The sequence below is a fragment of the Ralstonia condita genome, from assembly GCF_958405655.1.
Classification (GTDB): domain Bacteria; phylum Pseudomonadota; class Gammaproteobacteria; order Burkholderiales; family Burkholderiaceae; genus Ralstonia; species Ralstonia condita.
The window spans coordinates 1,188,227-1,204,237 of record NZ_CATYWO010000001.1 but is presented as its reverse complement, the minus strand read 5'-3'; the positions used below and the strand labels follow the sequence as shown (position 1 = coordinate 1,204,237).

15 protein-coding genes are annotated in these 16,011 nt (G+C 65.2%); 4 read left to right on the top strand and 11 right to left on the bottom strand.

Features of this window, described 5'->3' with window-relative positions; genetic code table 11:
- The first annotated feature begins 242 nt into the window (after window positions 1-242).
- Entirely contained in the window at window positions 243-2,180 is a 1,938-nt protein-coding gene (locus R2N03_RS05650; RefSeq protein WP_316656046.1) for an ATP-binding cassette domain-containing protein, read from the top strand.
- A gap of 29 nt (window positions 2,181-2,209) precedes the next feature.
- The gene (locus R2N03_RS05645) at window positions 2,210-3,325 is read left to right on the top strand and encodes a CaiB/BaiF CoA transferase family protein (protein WP_316656044.1); all 1,116 of its coding nucleotides are present in this window, start codon (window positions 2,210-2,212) and stop codon (window positions 3,323-3,325) included.
- Here the strand turns inward: R2N03_RS05645 and R2N03_RS05640 are convergent.
- The 4 genes from R2N03_RS05640 to alr form a co-directional block, all read right to left on the bottom strand.
- Window positions 3,308-3,823, bottom strand: a complete 516-nt coding sequence (locus R2N03_RS05640) for a 2-thiouracil desulfurase family protein (protein WP_316656042.1) — start codon at window positions 3,821-3,823, stop codon at window positions 3,308-3,310. The genes R2N03_RS05645 and R2N03_RS05640 overlap by 18 nt on opposite strands.
- Window positions 3,824-3,839: 16 nt before the next feature.
- A complete protein-coding gene (locus R2N03_RS05635; protein WP_316656039.1) occupies window positions 3,840-4,319 on the bottom strand; it encodes a disulfide bond formation protein B in 480 nt (159 codons plus the stop codon).
- A 100-nt stretch (window positions 4,320-4,419) separates the two neighbouring features.
- Window positions 4,420-5,790 carry a DNA repair protein RadA gene (gene radA / locus R2N03_RS05630; protein ID WP_316656037.1) on the bottom strand — a complete coding sequence of 457 codons (1,371 nt, stop codon included), beginning with the start codon at window positions 5,788-5,790 and terminating at the stop codon, window positions 4,420-4,422.
- An 85-nt stretch (window positions 5,791-5,875) separates the two neighbouring features.
- Window positions 5,876-7,000: an alanine racemase gene (gene alr, locus R2N03_RS05625; protein ID WP_316656035.1), complete on the bottom strand. Its 1,125-nt coding sequence runs from the start codon at window positions 6,998-7,000 to the stop codon at window positions 5,876-5,878.
- Between the two features lie 630 nt (window positions 7,001-7,630).
- On the opposite strand from alr, the gene lplT reads away from it, so the two are divergent.
- Window positions 7,631-8,947 carry a lysophospholipid transporter LplT gene (gene lplT, locus R2N03_RS05620; protein WP_316656033.1) on the top strand — a complete coding sequence of 439 codons (1,317 nt, stop codon included), beginning with the start codon at window positions 7,631-7,633 and terminating at the stop codon, window positions 8,945-8,947.
- Window positions 8,948-8,992: 45 nt separating this feature from the next.
- On the opposite strand, the gene R2N03_RS05615 is transcribed toward lplT, so the two are convergent.
- From R2N03_RS05615 to tsaB, 3 genes are read right to left on the bottom strand one after another with little or no spacing between them, the layout of a single operon-like run.
- Complete coding sequence (locus R2N03_RS05615) at window positions 8,993-9,787, bottom strand: uracil-DNA glycosylase (protein ID WP_316656031.1); 795 nt, start codon at window positions 9,785-9,787, stop codon at window positions 8,993-8,995.
- Window positions 9,784-10,311 (bottom strand): ribosomal protein S18-alanine N-acetyltransferase, encoded by a 528-nt coding sequence (rimI, locus tag R2N03_RS05610; protein ID WP_316656029.1) that lies wholly within the window; start codon window positions 10,309-10,311, stop codon window positions 9,784-9,786. The genes R2N03_RS05615 and rimI overlap by 4 nt, the downstream gene beginning before the upstream one ends.
- Window positions 10,308-11,045, bottom strand: a complete 738-nt coding sequence (tsaB, locus tag R2N03_RS05605; protein ID WP_316656027.1) for a tRNA (adenosine(37)-N6)-threonylcarbamoyltransferase complex dimerization subunit type 1 TsaB — start codon at window positions 11,043-11,045, stop codon at window positions 10,308-10,310. The genes rimI and tsaB overlap by 4 nt, the downstream gene beginning before the upstream one ends.
- 150 nt (window positions 11,046-11,195) lie before the next feature.
- Between tsaB and R2N03_RS05600 the strand changes: the two genes are divergently transcribed.
- Window positions 11,196-11,465 (top strand): acyl-CoA-binding protein, encoded by a 270-nt coding sequence (locus R2N03_RS05600; RefSeq protein ID WP_316656025.1) that lies wholly within the window; start codon window positions 11,196-11,198, stop codon window positions 11,463-11,465.
- A 45-nt stretch (window positions 11,466-11,510) separates the two neighbouring features.
- On the opposite strand, the gene R2N03_RS05595 is transcribed toward R2N03_RS05600, so the two are convergent.
- The 4 genes from R2N03_RS05595 to R2N03_RS05580 form a co-directional block, all read right to left on the bottom strand.
- The gene (locus R2N03_RS05595; protein ID WP_316656022.1) at window positions 11,511-12,968 is read right to left on the bottom strand and encodes a DHA2 family efflux MFS transporter permease subunit; all 1,458 of its coding nucleotides are present in this window, start codon (window positions 12,966-12,968) and stop codon (window positions 11,511-11,513) included.
- A gap of 82 nt (window positions 12,969-13,050) precedes the next feature.
- A complete protein-coding gene (locus R2N03_RS05590) occupies window positions 13,051-13,521 on the bottom strand; it encodes an SRPBCC family protein (protein ID WP_316656021.1) in 471 nt (156 codons plus the stop codon).
- A 122-nt stretch (window positions 13,522-13,643) separates the two neighbouring features.
- A complete protein-coding gene (gene aceB / locus R2N03_RS05585) occupies window positions 13,644-15,224 on the bottom strand; it encodes a malate synthase A (RefSeq protein WP_316656019.1) in 1,581 nt (526 codons plus the stop codon).
- 67 nt (window positions 15,225-15,291) lie between these two features.
- Window positions 15,292-15,990, bottom strand: a complete 699-nt coding sequence (locus R2N03_RS05580) for a haloacid dehalogenase type II (protein ID WP_316656017.1) — start codon at window positions 15,988-15,990, stop codon at window positions 15,292-15,294.
- Window positions 15,991-16,011 lie beyond the last annotated feature (21 nt).

Genomic DNA, 16,011 nt, shown 5'->3' with positions numbered 1-16,011 from the left:
GCCGTGAAAATTTTGTGTAAATGTATTTTCACGAATTAACCGTGTAAAGAAAAAAACTTTCATGAAGGCCTATGGTTTTCCCTAGGTCCAAGGCTCGCGCACAGATTGGGGGCGAGCGCGGCCTCGTCACGGTGCAATACACCAGTCCAAACGCCCCTAAAAGGCCCTAAGGCGCCAGGATCGTGCGACGCAGCACGCTACAATCGCACCCTTCTCCGATTTGCCTTCAAGCGCAGTTTTTCGTGATCCGATTCGACGACCTCGTCCTCCAGCGCGGCACCAAGGTGCTGTTCGACCACGCCTCCGCCACCCTCAACCCCGGTGAACGGGTCGGCCTTGTCGGCGTGAACGGCAGCGGCAAATCCACGCTGTTTTCCATGCTGCGCGGCGAGCTGCACGCCGACGGCGGCGAAGTCGCCATCCCGCCTACCTGGCAGGTCGCGCACGTGGCGCAGGAAACCCCCGCAGTCGACCGCAGCGCGCTCGACTACACGCTCGACGGCGACACCCGCCTGCGCGACATCGAACGCCGTCTCGCCGCAGCAGAAGCCGCGCACGACGGCCACGCGCAAGCTGAAGCCCACACCGCTTTCGCCGATGCCGACGGCTACACCGCACCGGCGCGCGCGCAGGCGCTGCTGCTCGGCCTCGGTTTCACGATGGCGCAGACCACGCAGCCGGTGGCGAGCTTCTCGGGCGGCTGGCGCATGCGTCTGAATCTGGCCCAGGCGCTGATGTGTCCGTCCGACCTGCTGCTGCTCGATGAGCCGACCAACCACCTGGATTTGGACGCCGTGGTCTGGCTGGAAGACTGGCTGTCGCGCTACGCCGGCACGCTGGTCATGATTTCGCACGACCGCGAATTCCTCGACGGCGTGTGCAACGTCACGCTGCATATCGAAAACCAGAAGCTCAAACGCTACGGCGGCAACTACACGCAGTTCGAGACGCAACGCCTGCAGCAGATGGCGCTGCAGGAAGCGTCGTACGCGCGGCAGCAGAAGCAGATCGCGCATCTCGAATCGTTCATCACACGCTTCAAGGCCAAAGCCAGCAAGGCCAAGCAGGCGCAGAGCCGCGTCAAGGCGCTGGAGCGCATGGAGCGCCTCGCGCCCGTGCATGCGGCGGCGGGCTTCTCGTTCGAATTTCGCGAACCTGAGGCGGCGCCCAACCCGATGCTCACGTTTGAAGGCGTCGATTGCGGCTATCCGGGCCCGAGCGCTGATGAGCCCATCACCATCCTCAAACACCTGACGTTCTCGATCCAGACGGGCCAGCGCATTGGCCTGCTGGGTGCCAACGGCCAGGGCAAGTCGACGCTGGTAAAAACGCTGGCCGAAACGCTGGCGCCCCTGTCCGGCACGATCCGGCGCGGCAAGGGCCTGCAGATCGGCTACTTTGCCCAGCACCAGCTCGAAACGCTGGACGATCACGCCTCGCCGCTGCTGCACCTGGCGCGCCTGGCGCCCGACGTGCGCGAGCAGGAACTGCGCGACTTTCTCGGCAGCTTCAACTTCCGCGGCGATATGGCGACCTCGCCCATCGAGCCGTTTTCTGGCGGCGAGAAGGCGCGCCTGGCACTCGCCCTGATCGTCTGGCAGCGCCCCAACCTGCTGCTGCTCGATGAACCGACCAACCACCTGGATCTCGACACGCGCGAAGCGTTGACGATGGCACTCGCCCAGTTCGACGGCACGCTGATCCTCGTCTCGCACGACCGGCATCTGCTGCGCGCCACGACCGACCAGTTCCTGCTCGTCGGCCAGGGCACCGTCGCCCCGTTCGATGGCGATCTGGACGACTACCGCGACTGGCTGCTCAAGCAAGCCGCTGCCAAGCGCGCAGCCGCCAGTGCACAGGCAGCTCCGGCCGATGCGGATGGTGCACCGGCCACCAACCGCCGCGATCAGAAGCGCGAAGAAGCCGCTGAACGTCAGCGCCTGAATGCGCTGCGCAAGCCGCTGCAAAAGAACGTCGACACCATCGAAAAGCGCATGGCGCCGCTGCAGAAGGAAAAGGCCGAAGTCGAAGCCTTCCTCGCCGACGGCGCCGCGTATGAAGAGGCCAACAAGGCGCGCATGATGGAAAGCCTGCGCCGCCAGGCTGAACTGAACGCCGAGCTGGAACAGTTGGAAGAACGCTGGCTCGAACTGCACGAACAACTCGAACAAATCAATTAAGGCTGGCGTGCCCGGCCGAGGAGACCTCTTTGACGACGACCCCATCGCCGGACACCGCCACGGCTAAGCACCAGCCGCTGGCGGGCGTGCGCGTGCTCGACCTGACGCGCCTGCTGCCGGGCCCCGCCGCCACGCGCCACCTGGCCGACCTCGGTGCGACTGTCATCAAGATCGAAGACCCGGGCCCTGGCGACTACGCCCGCGATATGCTGCGCTCGCCTGCCGACCGCGCGGCCGATCGGCCGAGCCTGTTCTTTCGCTCACTCAATCGCGGCAAGGCGGAACTGCGCCTCGACCTCAAGCTTGCCGAAGACCGCGAAGCCCTCATCGAACACGTGCGCCATGCCGACGTGCTCATCGAGAGCTTCCGCCCCGGCGTGATGGCGCGCCTGGGCGTAGGTTGGGAAACCCTGCGTGCGGCCAACCCTGCATTGGTGATGTGCTCCATCAGCGGCTATGGGCAGGATGGGCCGCTGGCCCAGGCCGCCGGCCACGACATCAATTACGTCGGCTATGCGGGCATGCTGGATCAGCTCACCAGCATCGACGGCACGCCCATCGTCCCCAATGTGCAGATCGGCGACCTGCTGGGCGGTGCGCTGACGGCGGTGGTCGGCATCCTCGCCGCACTCGTCGACGCGCGCGCCACCGGACGCGGCCGCTACATCGACGTGTCGATGACGGACTCGGTGTTCGCGCACAACCTGATGGCATTCTTTGCAGTCGGCACGCGCGGCCAGGCAAGCCGTGCCGGTGCTGACCTGCTCAATGGCGGCGTGCCGTGCTACGGCGTCTACCGCACCGCAGACGACCGTTTCATGGCGGTCGGCGCGCTGGAGCTGAAGTTCTGGCAGACGATGTGCGACGTGATCGACAAGCCCGAATGGAAGGACAAGCACTGGGCGTGCGGCCAGCGGGTCGGCGGAGAAGAAGCGCACGCCATGCGCGACGCGCTTGCTGCGCTGTTCCGCACAGCCACGCAAGCCGAATGGACCGCACGCTTTGCCCACGCAGACTGCTGCGTCACGCCCGTCCTTCGCATGGAAGAAGCGATGCAGCATCCGCTCTTTACCGCGCGCCACAGCGTGATCAGTGCAGCGGGAGAACCCGTGCAGCTCGCTTTGCCGCTACGCTTTACCGACTGAAGTGACGCGGTCGAGCGCGTCGAGCAAGCGGGCCGCTTCTTCCAGCTGGTGCTGGCTGAACACCCGGATGCCGTGCTGGCGCAGCAGCGCGGCCGTCACGCCCTCGCCAGGCTGCAACTGGCCGGCGAACGTTCCGTCATACACGATCGTAGAACCGCAAGATGGGCTCTGCTCGGTCAGCACAGCGATATGGACGCCCGCTGCGCGCGCGGCCGCCAGGGCGCGTTGCGCGCCCCGCACGAAGGCCTCGGTGACATCGTGGCCATGGTGCTCCACCACGCGGGCGTGGCCACGAAGGACCGCCCCACCGCCACCCTCACCGCGGATTTCCGCAGGCGGACGCGGCACCGGCAGGCCGCCAGCCATCTCCGGACACATCGGCACGACGCGCCCTTCCATCTGCCAGCGTGCGAGGATGCCCCCTTCGCTGATGACCGTGCCGCCGTCATAGCGCACCGGCTGGCCCAACAGGCATGCGCTGACGAGAACCCGTTGCACGGCAGATGGCGCAGGCTTAACGACGTTCGCGGCGGATCATCGCCACCACTAGCGTCAGGGCCAGGATCACCATCCAGACCAGCGACCAGGCGGGAATCGACAGACCCAGGATGGGCGGCGTCGGCGCCGTGCACAGGCCATCGGACTCAAACACCTGCGGCAGCCACTTCGCCGTTGGAAGCGCGTTGACCCAGTTCTCGATCGGGTCGATGCCGCACGTCGCCTTCGGGTTGAGCAGCAGCGACACGTGATACCCCGCCACGCAGATCCCGCCCAGTGCAGACAGCATGCCCAACCCGTGCCACAGCAGGCGCGTGGCCGACGACACCGCAGCCAGCAGCGAGAACACACCGATGCCGACAAATGCAAACCGCTGCAACACGCACAACGGGCAGGGCTGCAGCCCTTGCACGTGCTGCAGGTAGAGCGCATAGCCGACCAGCCCGAAGGCGATCACGGCAATCAGCAGGAAAAAGGCGCGCGAATTGGCTTGCATGGCGGCGTCGGGTCAGGAAAGAGAGATGGCGGATTATCGCATTGCAGGCGCGCCGCATTTTCAAAGCGCGTCACTGACATCGTTGCGAAAGGCTGAACACTCAGGACTCCAGTGCACGCACTCGGTCGATCGCCTGCTCGATACGCTCCACGGCGATCACATCCAACCCCTCGATGGGCTGCTTGGGCGCATTCGACTTGGGGATGACGGCAATCGAGAAACCCAGCTTGGCGGCTTCTTTCAAGCGCTCCTGGCCGCGCGGTGTCGGGCGGATCTCGCCCGCCAGGCCGATCTCGCCAAACACGACCAGCCCCCGCGGCAGCGGCTTGTTGCGCATCGACGAATGGATCGCCAGCAGCACCGCCAGATCCGCCGCCGGCTCGGTGATCTTCACCCCGCCCACGGCGTTGAGGAACACGTCCTGGTCGAAGCACGCAATGCCCGCATGGCGATGCAGCACCGCCAGCAGCATCGCGAGCCGATTCTGCTCCAGCCCGACCGCCAAGCGGCGCGGGTTCGGCACGTTGGCCGTGTCCACCAGCGCCTGAATCTCGACGAGCAGCGGCCGCGTGCCCTCTTGCGTCACCAGCACGCAGGAGCCCGGCACCACCTGTTCATGCTGTGACAGGAACAGCGCCGACGGATTGGCCACCCCCCGCAGCCCGCGCTCGGTCATTGCAAACACGCCCAGCTCGTTGACGGCCCCGAAGCGGTTCTTGAACGCGCGCACCAGCCGGTAGGCGGAATGCGTATCACCCTCGAAATACAGCACCGTATCGACGATATGCTCCAGCACCCGTGGGCCAGCCAGCGCGCCTTCCTTGGTCACGTGACCGACAAGGATCGTCGTCACGTCGAGCCGCTTGGCGATGCGCGTGAGCTGGGCCGCGCACTCGCGCACCTGCGCCACGGAGCCCGGCGCGGACGTCAACGCCTCCGAGTACAGCGTCTGGATCGAGTCGATCACGACAACTTCGGGCTTTTCCGCCTCGATGGTCGCCTGGATGCGCTCGAGCTGGATCTCGGCCAGCAGCGCGAGGTTCGGACTCTCAATGCCGAGACGCCGGGCGCGCAGCGCGATCTGCGCACCAGACTCCTCGCCGCTGACGTAGAGGACGCGGCGCGTGGCCGACAGGTTGGACAGCGCCTGCAGAAGGAGCGTCGACTTGCCGATGCCGGGATCCCCGCCGATCAGCACCACGCCGCCGCTGACCAGGCCGCCGCCCAGGACGCGGTCAAATTCGTCGATGCCGCTGGAAAAACGCGGCACGTCCACGGCGTCGATGTCGGACAGCTTGCGTACCGTCGCGCTCGATGCCAGAGACTGGAACCGCGCGCCCGCTCCGGTCGTCGGCTGCGCGACCGTCTCGACCAACGTATTCCACTGCTGGCATTGCGGGCACTGCCCCGCCCATTTCGGCGACGTGCCCCCGCACTCGGTGCACGTGTAGACCGTCTTGCTCTTGGCCAAACCACCCCCTGCTTGCGGCCGCCAGCCACACGACGGCCGCCGCTTGATGTGTGTAATGCGTATGTGACGTGATGTGCGGCCGCGCTCAGGCGGCCTTGCCGATCTCGCCAGCGTCCGCCGAGTCAACCGGCTCCACTGTCACCGGCACGCGCGGCGCCAGGGCGCACATGAGCTCATAGCCGACCGTGCCCGCGGCATGCGCCACGTCGTCGATCGGCAGGCCTTCCCCCCACAGCGTGACGGACGTGCCGACCCGTGCGTCGGGCACGTCGGTCAGGTCGACGGTGATCATGTCCATCGACACGCGGCCCACCGTGCGGGTGCGCAAGCCGCCCACCAGCACCGGCGTATGGTTGCCGTCCCAACCGGGCGCATGACGCGGGTAGCCGTCCGCATACCCGCACGCCACGATACCGATGCGCATCGGCTGTTCCACCTTGAAGCGGGAGCCGTAACCGACGGTGGCGCCGGGCTGCAGGTCCTGAATGGCAATCAGCTCGCTCTTGAGCGACATGGCAGGCATCAGTCCCGTACCTTCGATGTCGGCGGCAACGCCGGTCGGCGAGGCGCCATACATGATGATGCCGGGGCGCACCCAGTCGCGATGCGCCTTGGGATGCCACAGCGTAGCGGCGGAGTTCGACAGGCTCGCCTCACCCGGCAAACCCTGCGTGGCCTGCTCGAACGCGGCAAGCTGGTGGTCGATGCCCCGCGGGCCGTCGGCATCGGAAAAATGCGTCATGTGAACGATGGTGCCGATGCCCGAAATCGCGCGAGCGCGCTCCCACGCCGCACGATAGGCGCCGGGCGCAAAACCGAGGCGGCTCATGCCGGTGTTGATCTTGAGCTGTACGCTGATGGGGCCCTTAAGGCGGGCCAGCTCCAGCATGCGCAGTTGCTCTTCGTTGTGAACGGTGGTGGTCAAGCGGTACTGCTCGACGATGGCGAGGTCTTCGGGCTTGAAGAAGCCTTCAAGCAGCAGAATCGGCCCTTGCCAGCCAAGCTGGCGCAGGCGGACGGCCTCGTCCAGATCCAGCAGCCCGAAGCCGTCGGTCTGGCGCAGGCCTTCATAGGCGCGTTCGATGCCGTGGCCGTAGGCATTGGCCTTGACGACGGCCCAGAGGCGCGCGTTCGGCGCATAGCGGCGGGCAACCTGGAGATTGTTGGCAAGTGCACGGCCGTGGATGACGGCCTGGATGGGTCTTGGCATGACGACAAACCTGCAGAACGTTGATGCGATGCACGCTTGTGGCGCGGCGTCGATGTTGCGATGCAACAAGTATGCGCTGCGGCAGAGGGAGTGTGCCCGGCCTCGCGCGATGAGCGTTCTATTTGACCACAGGACGCCCGGTGGTTCGCGCTCCGCGGGCTCATCGCTCAAAAAGAAACTGCCGGGCCGTCACCGGAAGCGCACAAGTTTCGTGATATAAAGCCGTTCAATTTAGGCGTGGGAAAACAGACGTGATGCGTTGGCAGCATGAGGAAAGTTCGGCAGCAGCCACTTCTCTTTGCGTAGCGACGTCACGTCTGGGTTGACCATGCGAACAGGCGAAAACAAAACCTGTGCGGGGCGGAACGCAAATCCCCGACGCCTGTCACTGAAGATTCCCGCGGTTCCCCGGCGATGCGCCCAGGGCCCGCACAAGGGAACCACAGCAAGGGGAGCCCGCGCGGGCGTCGGCAGCATTGCCGCAGCCGCGCAATGGTGCGCTGCCTGGCCGGTCAGCCAGGTTGCCGCATGGCTGGCTGCCCCGGGGGAGCGCTTCCGCATGCCGGCATACCGCCGGCACGTCGCGAAGACAGAAATGGCACCGCGGTCTACGGGGACGAATTCGAAGGTATGAAGAAGGGCTTTTACACCATCATGGCGGCGCAGTTTTTTTCGTCGCTCGCCGACAATGCGCTGCTGATCGCCGCAATCGCCCTTCTCACAGAGATGCACTCCCCGCAGTGGATGACCCCGCTGCTCAAGCTGTTCTTCGTGCTCTCTTACGTTCTGCTTGCCGCCTTCGTGGGCGCGTTTGCCGACTCCATGCCCAAGGGCAAGGTGATGCTCATCACCAATGCCATCAAGCTGGTGGGTTGCGGCGTCATGCTCACCGGAATACACCCCCTGCTCGCCTATGGCGTGGTCGGCTTCGGTGCGGCGGCGTATTCGCCGGCCAAGTACGGCATCCTCACCGAACTGCTCCCTCCGGAAAAACTCGTCGCTGCCAATGGGTGGATCGAAGGGCTGACAGTCAGCTCGATCATCCTGGGCACCGTTCTGGGTGGCGCGCTCATCTCCAAGCATGTCTCGACGTGGCTCCTGTCATTCGACATACCGGGCCTCGAAGCCATCGACACCCCGGCTGAGGCCGCCATGCTCGTCATCATGGTGATCTACCTCATCGCGGCGCTGTTCAATATGCGCATTCCCGACACCGGTGCGCGCTACCCGCAGCAGGAAAAGAACCCCGTCCGGCTGATCTCGGAATTTGCCGACTGCTTCAACGCGCTGTGGCACGACAGGCTGGGGCAGATTTCCCTGGCGGTGACGACGCTGTTCTGGGGTGCGGGCGCCACGCTGCAGTTCATCGTGTTGAAGTGGGCAGAACAGTCGCTGGAGCTGAACCTCTCGCAGGGCGCCATCCTGCAGGCCGTGGTCGCCGTGGGTGTGGCAGCGGGCGCCATGGCTGCGGCCGTGAAGATCCCGCTGCGCCGCTCCCTCGACGTGCTGCCCGTGGGCGTGGCAATGGGCGTCGTCGTCATGATGATGGCGTTCTATACCAAGCACACCATTCCCGAAGTCATGTTCCACATCGGCGGCATGCATCTGCCGCTGTACATGCTGATCGCCTACCTGTTCCTGATGCTGATCGGGGCGATGTCGGGCTTTTTCGTGGTGCCGATGAATGCGCTGCTCCAGCATCGCGGGCACGTGCTGCTCTCGGCCGGCCACTCGATCGCCGTGCAGAACTTCAATGAGAACGTCTCGGTGCTGCTGATGCTGTGCCTCTACGCGCTGCTCATCAAGCTGAATGTCTCAGTCGGCGTCGTGATCGTTTCGTTCGGTATCTTCGTGTGCGCGACGATGGCGCTGGTGATGCAGCGGCATCGCCGGAACGAACGCCTCTATCACACCGCGGCCCTCATCGGCGAAGACAAGCACCACTGACCTGGGGGGCGCCGGCCTGCCGGCTCCGCCGCTTCGACGAGGAAGTTACCGGCCGCCCTGCTCCGCATAGACCTTTCGGGCCAGGCACAGGTCTTCCCATGCGCGGGACTTGTCTGTCAGGGTGCGCAGCAGATACGCCGGGTGATACGTCACCACCACCGGCACACCTTCCACCTCGTGCACCTTGCCGCGCAGCTTGCCGACCGGCGTTTGCGTCTGAAGCAGGCTCTGCGCCGCAAAGCGCCCGAGCACAACGATCACGCGCGGCTTGACCAGCGCGATCTGGCGCTTGAGATACGGATCGCACATCGCCACCTCGTCCGGCTCCGGATCGCGGTTACCAGGCGGGCGGCACTTCAGCACGTTGGCGATGAACACGCCTGTCTCGCGCGACAGGCCGATCGCTCGCAGCATGCTGTCGAGCAGCTTGCCCGCCTGACCCACGAACGGCTCGCCCTGCTTGTCTTCCTGCTCGCCGGGCGCTTCGCCGATCAGCATCCATTCGGCCTGGCGGTCGCCCACGCCAAACACGGTCTGCGTCCGGCGCTCGCACAGCTTGCACGCGGTGCACCCGGAGACGGCGGCCTCAAGCTGCGCCCAGTCGAACGCGGCAATCTGTTCGGCGCGAGGCGAGACGGCGTCCGCGCTCCCATCGGCTACGCGAGCCACCCCGGGTTCGGCGTTGGCTACGGCAGGTTCCCGGGCCACGGCAGCCGGCGCAACGGCCGCAGGCTCGGCAATGGCAACCTCGGCAGGCGCTGCCTCGATCGGTGCCGCACCGCGCAACGTCCATTCTGTGGAAACGCCCAATGCTTCCAGCAGGCGGGATCGACGATTCATGCTGCCTCCACCCCACTGGCCTCGCAGACGATGCGCATGACGACGGCATCCTCACGCGTATTGTTTTCTGCCGGGTAATAGCGTTTGCGCCGGCCGATCTCGGTAAACCCGACGCGCCGATACAGCGCAATCGCGCCGGTATTGGACGGCCGCACCTCCAGGAGCAGGCTGCCAAACCCATGCGCCAGGGTGAGCGCCACCGCCAGACGCAACAGCCACCGGCCCAGCCCCTGCCGTTGCCAGACGGGCGCCACCGTCACGTTGAGCAAGTGCATCTCATCGACCACCGGCATCAGGATCAGGTATCCGGCAACCTCGTTGCCTCCATCGCGCAACACGACACCAAGGTGGCCCGACTTGAGCGAGTCTTCAAAGTTGCCGCGTGACCAGGGAAACGCAAAAGCCGCCTGCTCGACGGCCGCCACGCCGGCGACATCGAGCGCGGACATGCGTTCAGCCCGCCAGCCGGAAGGCAACGGGGCCTGCGCGATGACGCTGGCCAACGCGTTGTCGATCACGCTCATGGATGACCACCCGCGGCCGCCTTGGCCTGCTGCACAGCGAGGCGCTCCTCGATGGTGAGCGCGACCTTGTCACGCACGTAGAGCGGCGCCGCGTCTTCCGGGCGGACCGTATGACCTGCCGCCAGCAGTCGCTGCCCGATGGCGACGATCTCACGCGCATGCGGCAAGACTTCGGGCAGCACGACAGCTGCTCCTGCCGCCACGCTCAACCGATCGCCGAACGCCGCAGCAGCATTGCCAGCCAGCCAATAGGGGCCGGATGGCGCGGCCACCGTCTGGGGCGCGCTCACCTGGATGGGGGACAGCGCGTGCCAGCCCGAGGCCTCCCGCGCCGTATCGACAGGCGCGAAGCTGGCCCAGTAGCACTCGTCCATGCGGGCGTCGAGCGCAACCGTAACCACCGTACCGGCTGGAAGCGACGCACGTGTCTGCTCCGCGCAGGCGGCAAGAGAACTGACCTGCACGATTGGCAGCTCCGCGCCAAAGGCCAGTCCTTGTGCCACGCCGCAAGACGTGCGCAACCCGGTGAACGAACCGGGCCCGGCGCCGAAGGCAATCGCTGCGCAATCGGCCAAGCGAATGCCAGCCTCGGCGAGCAGTTCTCCGGCGGCCGGCAGCACACGGCCGCTGGATCGGGCACCCGTGTGCTCGTGGCGAAACAGCGTGCGCGTGCCGTCACCAAGGGCGACGGAACAGAACTCGGTGGAGGTGTCGAAAGCAAGAATCCATGGCATGGCGGCATTGTACCGGCAGGGGTGACGCCTGAATGCGCAATCCCCCCGCGGCGCACGCGGAAAACCGAAGGCGTCCTCGAATTCAAACGGCCCTGCGGCATACCCCGGGCGCTATCATCGCGTCACGATTGTTTTCAGCCGGGAACCACCATGAGCGACCTGCAAGCCCGTTTCGACCAAGCCCAGATCGACGTCAAGGGCCTCTCCGAGCGCCCCACCAATATGACGCTGCTGCGCCTGTATGCCCTCTACAAGCAAGGCGCCGAGGGTGATGCGCACGGCGACAAGCCGGGCTTCACCGACATCGTCGGGCGCTACAAGTTTGAAGCGTGGGAGGGCCTGAAGGGCACTTCGCAGGACGAGGCCAAACAGAAGTACATCGACCTCGTCGAAGAACTGAAGAGCGGCGCGACGACCTGATCGTTCGATCGCGGCACGAAGAACCGGGCGCCACGCCCGGTTTTTTTATTGCGCGGCAGGCGCGGCGGACAGCGCCTCGCGCCGACGCATGCGCCACGCGGCTGCCACGGCCAGCGCGCACAGCGTGCCGAGAAAGATAAACGTCTCGTCGAACGCGAGGATGCGTGCTTCCGGATCGACCGCCGCCGCGTGAATCGTCTCGATCCCGCGCGAGGCGAGACGCCATTGCAGGAAGATGCCCGTCGCCGACACGCCGATCGCGCCGCCAAGCTGCCGCAGAAAATTCACCGCGCTGGAGCCCTGCGGAATCAGCGTGAAGTCAACACCGCGCATGGCGCCGAGGCTCAGCGAAGGCAGCACGAAACCGAGCCCGATCCGGCCGATGATGGCAATGGCGATCAACAGCAAATAGCTGGTGGCGCGGGTATTGGTCGCCATCAGGAAGAACGAAAGCGCTAGCGCCGTGAGCCCGAATGATACGAGGCGGAACGGCTCGACACGGTTGGTCATGCGCCCCGCCCACATGATCGTGACGGCCAGCACCAGACCGGCTGGCAGCAGCACCAGCCCGGCGCGTGACGGCGCGTAGGCGAGCGCCACCTGCATGTACACCGGCACAAGGTAGGTCGAGCCGTACAGTCCGGCGCCGTAGATGAAGGCCACCACCGCGCCCATTGCAAACTGCCGGTAGCTGAACAGCCGCAGATCAAGCAAGGGCGATTCCACCCGTCGCTGCCAGAACACGAAGCCCATCACGCACACTGTCGCCGCAAGCATCAGCGCAATGCCGTGCACCACGCTGGCATGCAACGCCACCAGCCCGTTGAGCAGCGCAACCGTCGCCGAGCCGATCAACAACAGCCCCCGCCAGTCGAGCGGCCTCGCTTCCCCTGTCATGGACGAGTTGATCGGCATGAGGCGCCGCGCCATCGCCCACCCCAGCAGCGTGAACGGCACGACGACAAAGAAGATCGACCGCCAGCCGAACAGCTCCACCAGGAAACCGCCCACGCTCGGCCCCACGGCCGGCGCCAGCACCACCCCAAAGCCAAACAGGCCGAACGCCTTGCCCTGCTCCCGCTCCGGAAACACGCGCAGGATCAGGATGTTGGGCAGCGGCTGCATGATGCCGGCGGCCATGCCTTCCACCACCCGCATGCCGATCATCACGCCGTAGTTGGGCGACAGGCCGCCCGCCAGGCCGCCCAGCCCCAACAGAAGCAACGCGCCGATGAACGTGCGCCGCAACCCAAAGCGCAGCAGCAGCCAGGGCGTGAGCAGCATGGACATGGTCATCGCCACCATGAAGCTGGCCGACACCCACTGGGCGCGCTCCTGCCCCAGCACGAAATGCCGGCTCAGGTCGGGAATCGCCACATTGACGATGGTGGCCGAAATGACGGACGACACCGCGCCCACCATCAGCGTCAACAGCACGAGCCACTTGAATCGCTCGCCGTGACGGGCGCGCAGGGCTTCCAGGGTGGGTGTGGATGTCGCCATGGTCTCGTTCTAGTGTTGTGAGACGACTTGGGGGACAAACCCGGTCCGCCGCGTCCTCCACGCGTCGGCCGGATAGGAACCGTCAGCCGAGGCGGCCGGTGGCGGCAATCTCGCGGATGCGGCGCACGGTGTCGATATCGGATTCACGATAGGCGGACTTGACGATCTCGGCGTAGCGCGTGTCGCCGGTTTCGTCGGCGTTGGGCAGCGTGGTGTCGTAGACGAAGCGGATGAACGCGGCGTTGGCGTCGTTACTCTCGATCGTCATGGTCAGCGACCCACCGGCGTGTTCGCCGGTGGCTGCGGTGGTGTAGGTCACGCGCTTGTGCGGCTCGAGCGTCACGCGATCCTGGATGCGCGCCTTTCCGAAAACAAGTTCGCGCTCGACCCAGCCGTCGCCTTCGGCGGTGATGATGCATTCGTCCAGGCTTTCGACGAATTCGGTCTGCTCGCGCACGCGCAGCACCAGCCCTTGCCAGATCTGGTTCAGGGTCAGGGTATCGAGGAGCGGGTTGAGTGGATCGTTGACTTCCACCAGGTGTTCAAAACGCAAAGCGGCCTCCGCAAAGTTTCGTGACATTATCGCGCGGCTTGACCGGCCTTGCGGCAAAAGAAAAACGCCGGCGGGTTGCCCCGGCCGGCGTTTCCTCTGCGCGCTTGAAGCGTCGCTTACCTTCAGATTTCTTCGTACAACGGCAGCGTCAGGAATTCTGCAAAGTCTTCCGACGTCGACATCTGTTCGAAGATTTCCGCAGCGCGGTCAAAGTGGCCCACCGCGCCCGTCTCCTTCACCTTGGCCAATTCTTCCGGAATCAGCTTGCGCACGAGTTCGGCCGTGACCTTGGTGCCGTCTTCCAGCTTGCCCTTCGGCGAGCGGATCCATTGCCACACCTGCGAGCGCGAGATTTCTGCCGTGGCGGCATCTTCCATCAGGTTGTGGATCGGCACGCAGCCGTTGCCGGCCAGCCAGGCACCCAGGTAGTGGATGCCGACGTTGATGTTCATGCGCAGGCCGCCTTCGGTGATCGGCGTTTCCGGCTGGAAGTCCAGCAGGTCGGCAGCCTTCACTTCCACGTCCGGGCGTTGCTTCTCGAACTGGTTCAGCTTGTCGCCCAGCACAGCCACGAATTCCTTCATGGCCGGCTCGACCAGGCCGGGGTGGGCCACCCAGCCGCCGTCATAGCCGTCGGTCGCGTCGCGCTTCTTGTCGTTGATGATGCCGGCCATGGCGATGGCGTTCTTCTCCGGATCGTTCTTGATCGGGATCAGCGCGCTCATGCCGCCGATGGCGGGCGCGCCACGCTTGTGGCAGGTCTTGAGCAGCAGCAGCGCGTAGGCGCGCATGAACGGCGAGGTCATCGTCACCTTGGCGCGGTCGGCCAGGCAGAAGTTCTTGTCGACCTTGAACTTCTTGATGCACGAGAAGATGTAGTCCCAACGGCCAGCGTTCAGGCCAGCGCTGTGCTCGCGCAGTTCGTACAGGATTTCTTCCATCTCGAACGCGGCGAGGATGGTTTCGATCAGCACGGTGGCCTTGATCGTGCCTTGCGGCAGGCCGATCTCGTTCTGCGCCATCACGAAGACGTCGTTCCACAGACGCGCTTCCAGATGGCTTTCCATCTTCGGCAGGTAGAAGAACGGGCCGGCGCCACGAGCGATCTGTTCCTTGGCGTTATGGAACAGGAACAGCGCAAAGTCGAAGATGCCGCCCGAGACGCGCTGACCATCAACCGTGACGTGCTTCTCGTCCAGGTGCCAACCGCGCGGGCGCACCTGCAGCGTGGCGATCTTGTCGTTGAGCTTGTAGGTCTTGCCGTTCTGCTCCAGCGTGAGCGTGCGGCGGATGGCAGCCTTCAGGTTGACCTGGCCCTGGATCTGGTTGTGCCAGCTGGGTGAGTTGGAATCCTCGAAGTCGGTCATGTAGCTGTCCGCGCCCGAGTTGAACGCGTTGATGACCATCTTGGCCTCAACCGGGCCGGTGATTTCCACGCGGCGGCAATGCAGTGCCGGCGGGATCGGGGCGACCTTCCAGTCGCCTTCGCGAATGGCCTTCGTTTCCGGCAGGAAATCGGGGCGCTCGCCGGCGTCAAGACGCTTGGCGCGTTCGACGCGAGCCGCCAGCAGCTCTTGGCGACGCGGCTCGAAGGTACGATGCAGCTTGGCGACCAGCGCCAGTGCTTCGGGGGTCAGAATGTCTTCATAGGCCGGAAGAATCTCGGCCTTGATCTCCATGCCTTGAGGCAGCGTGAGCGCCATGGTTGTTCTCCTGATGAGGATGTGAGGGTTGGACGGGGTCGGCCCTATGGCTGGGCCGATTGAATGCTTACGTCAGTTGCCTTGCCTGCACGAACTGCAGCAGATCGCGCATATCGTGGCCAGCCGCGGTGGGCGCCACGTCGAGTGCCTCGGGCGGATGCCCCAGGCGGTTGATCCAGAACGTTGTGAAGCCGTACCACGTCGCGCCACAGGCATCCCAGCCATTGGACGAGACAAAGAGAATCTGCTCGGCAGGCACGCCAAAGGCTTGCGGCGCCAGCGCGTAGGCTTGCGGCGCGGTCTTGTAGAGCTTGACCGCATCCGCCGACAACACGTGGTCGAACAGCCCGGCCATGCCGGCGCTTTTCACGGCAATGTCGAGCATCTGCGGGTTGCCGTTGGAGAGAATGCCCAGCGGCAGACCCAGCTCGCGCAGACGACGCAGCGCCGAGACATTTTCGGGAAAAGCCGACAGGCACGCATATTCGCGCATCAGCGTGGCTTCGTCGTGGGGGGAAAGTTCTACGCCCAGGCGGGCCGCCGCATAGCGCAGCGCATCGACGGTGATGTCCCAGAACGGCTTGTAATGCTCGCCCGAGGGACCGGCCAGCGAGCGGATGCGCGTGTAATCGATCTGTTTGTCGCGCCAGAGCACGGACAGCGCCTCGCCCTTGCCAGTAAATAGCTGCTCGGCCCGCGCGGCCACGGAATACACGTCGAACAACGTGCCATAGGCGTCGAAGACCACCGCGCGAATCGGACTCATGCATCAGCTCCACGGACTCGA

Excerpts from the sequence above, each read along its gene's own strand:
- tsaB (WP_316656027.1), bottom strand. The coding sequence starts at position 11,045 with ATGCCATGGATTCTTGCTTTCGACACCTCCACCGAGTTCTGTTCCGTC.
- R2N03_RS05600 (WP_316656025.1), top strand. The coding sequence starts at position 11,196 with ATGAGCGACCTGCAAGCCCGTTTCGACCAAGCCCAGATCGACGTCAAG.
- R2N03_RS05635 (WP_316656039.1), bottom strand. The coding sequence starts at position 4,319 with ATGCAAGCCAATTCGCGCGCCTTTTTCCTGCTGATTGCCGTGATCGCC.
- rimI (WP_316656029.1), bottom strand. The coding sequence starts at position 10,311 with ATGAGCGTGATCGACAACGCGTTGGCCAGCGTCATCGCGCAGGCCCCG.
- alr (WP_316656035.1), bottom strand. The coding sequence starts at position 7,000 with ATGCCAAGACCCATCCAGGCCGTCATCCACGGCCGTGCACTTGCCAAC.
- lplT (WP_316656033.1), top strand. The coding sequence starts at position 7,631 with ATGAAGAAGGGCTTTTACACCATCATGGCGGCGCAGTTTTTTTCGTCG.
- aceB (WP_316656019.1), bottom strand. The coding sequence starts at position 15,224 with ATGGCGCTCACGCTGCCTCAAGGCATGGAGATCAAGGCCGAGATTCTT.
- R2N03_RS05615 (WP_316656031.1), bottom strand. The coding sequence starts at position 9,787 with ATGAATCGTCGATCCCGCCTGCTGGAAGCATTGGGCGTTTCCACAGAA.
- R2N03_RS05580 (WP_316656017.1), bottom strand. The coding sequence starts at position 15,990 with ATGAGTCCGATTCGCGCGGTGGTCTTCGACGCCTATGGCACGTTGTTC.
- R2N03_RS05595 (WP_316656022.1), bottom strand. The coding sequence starts at position 12,968 with ATGGCGACATCCACACCCACCCTGGAAGCCCTGCGCGCCCGTCACGGC.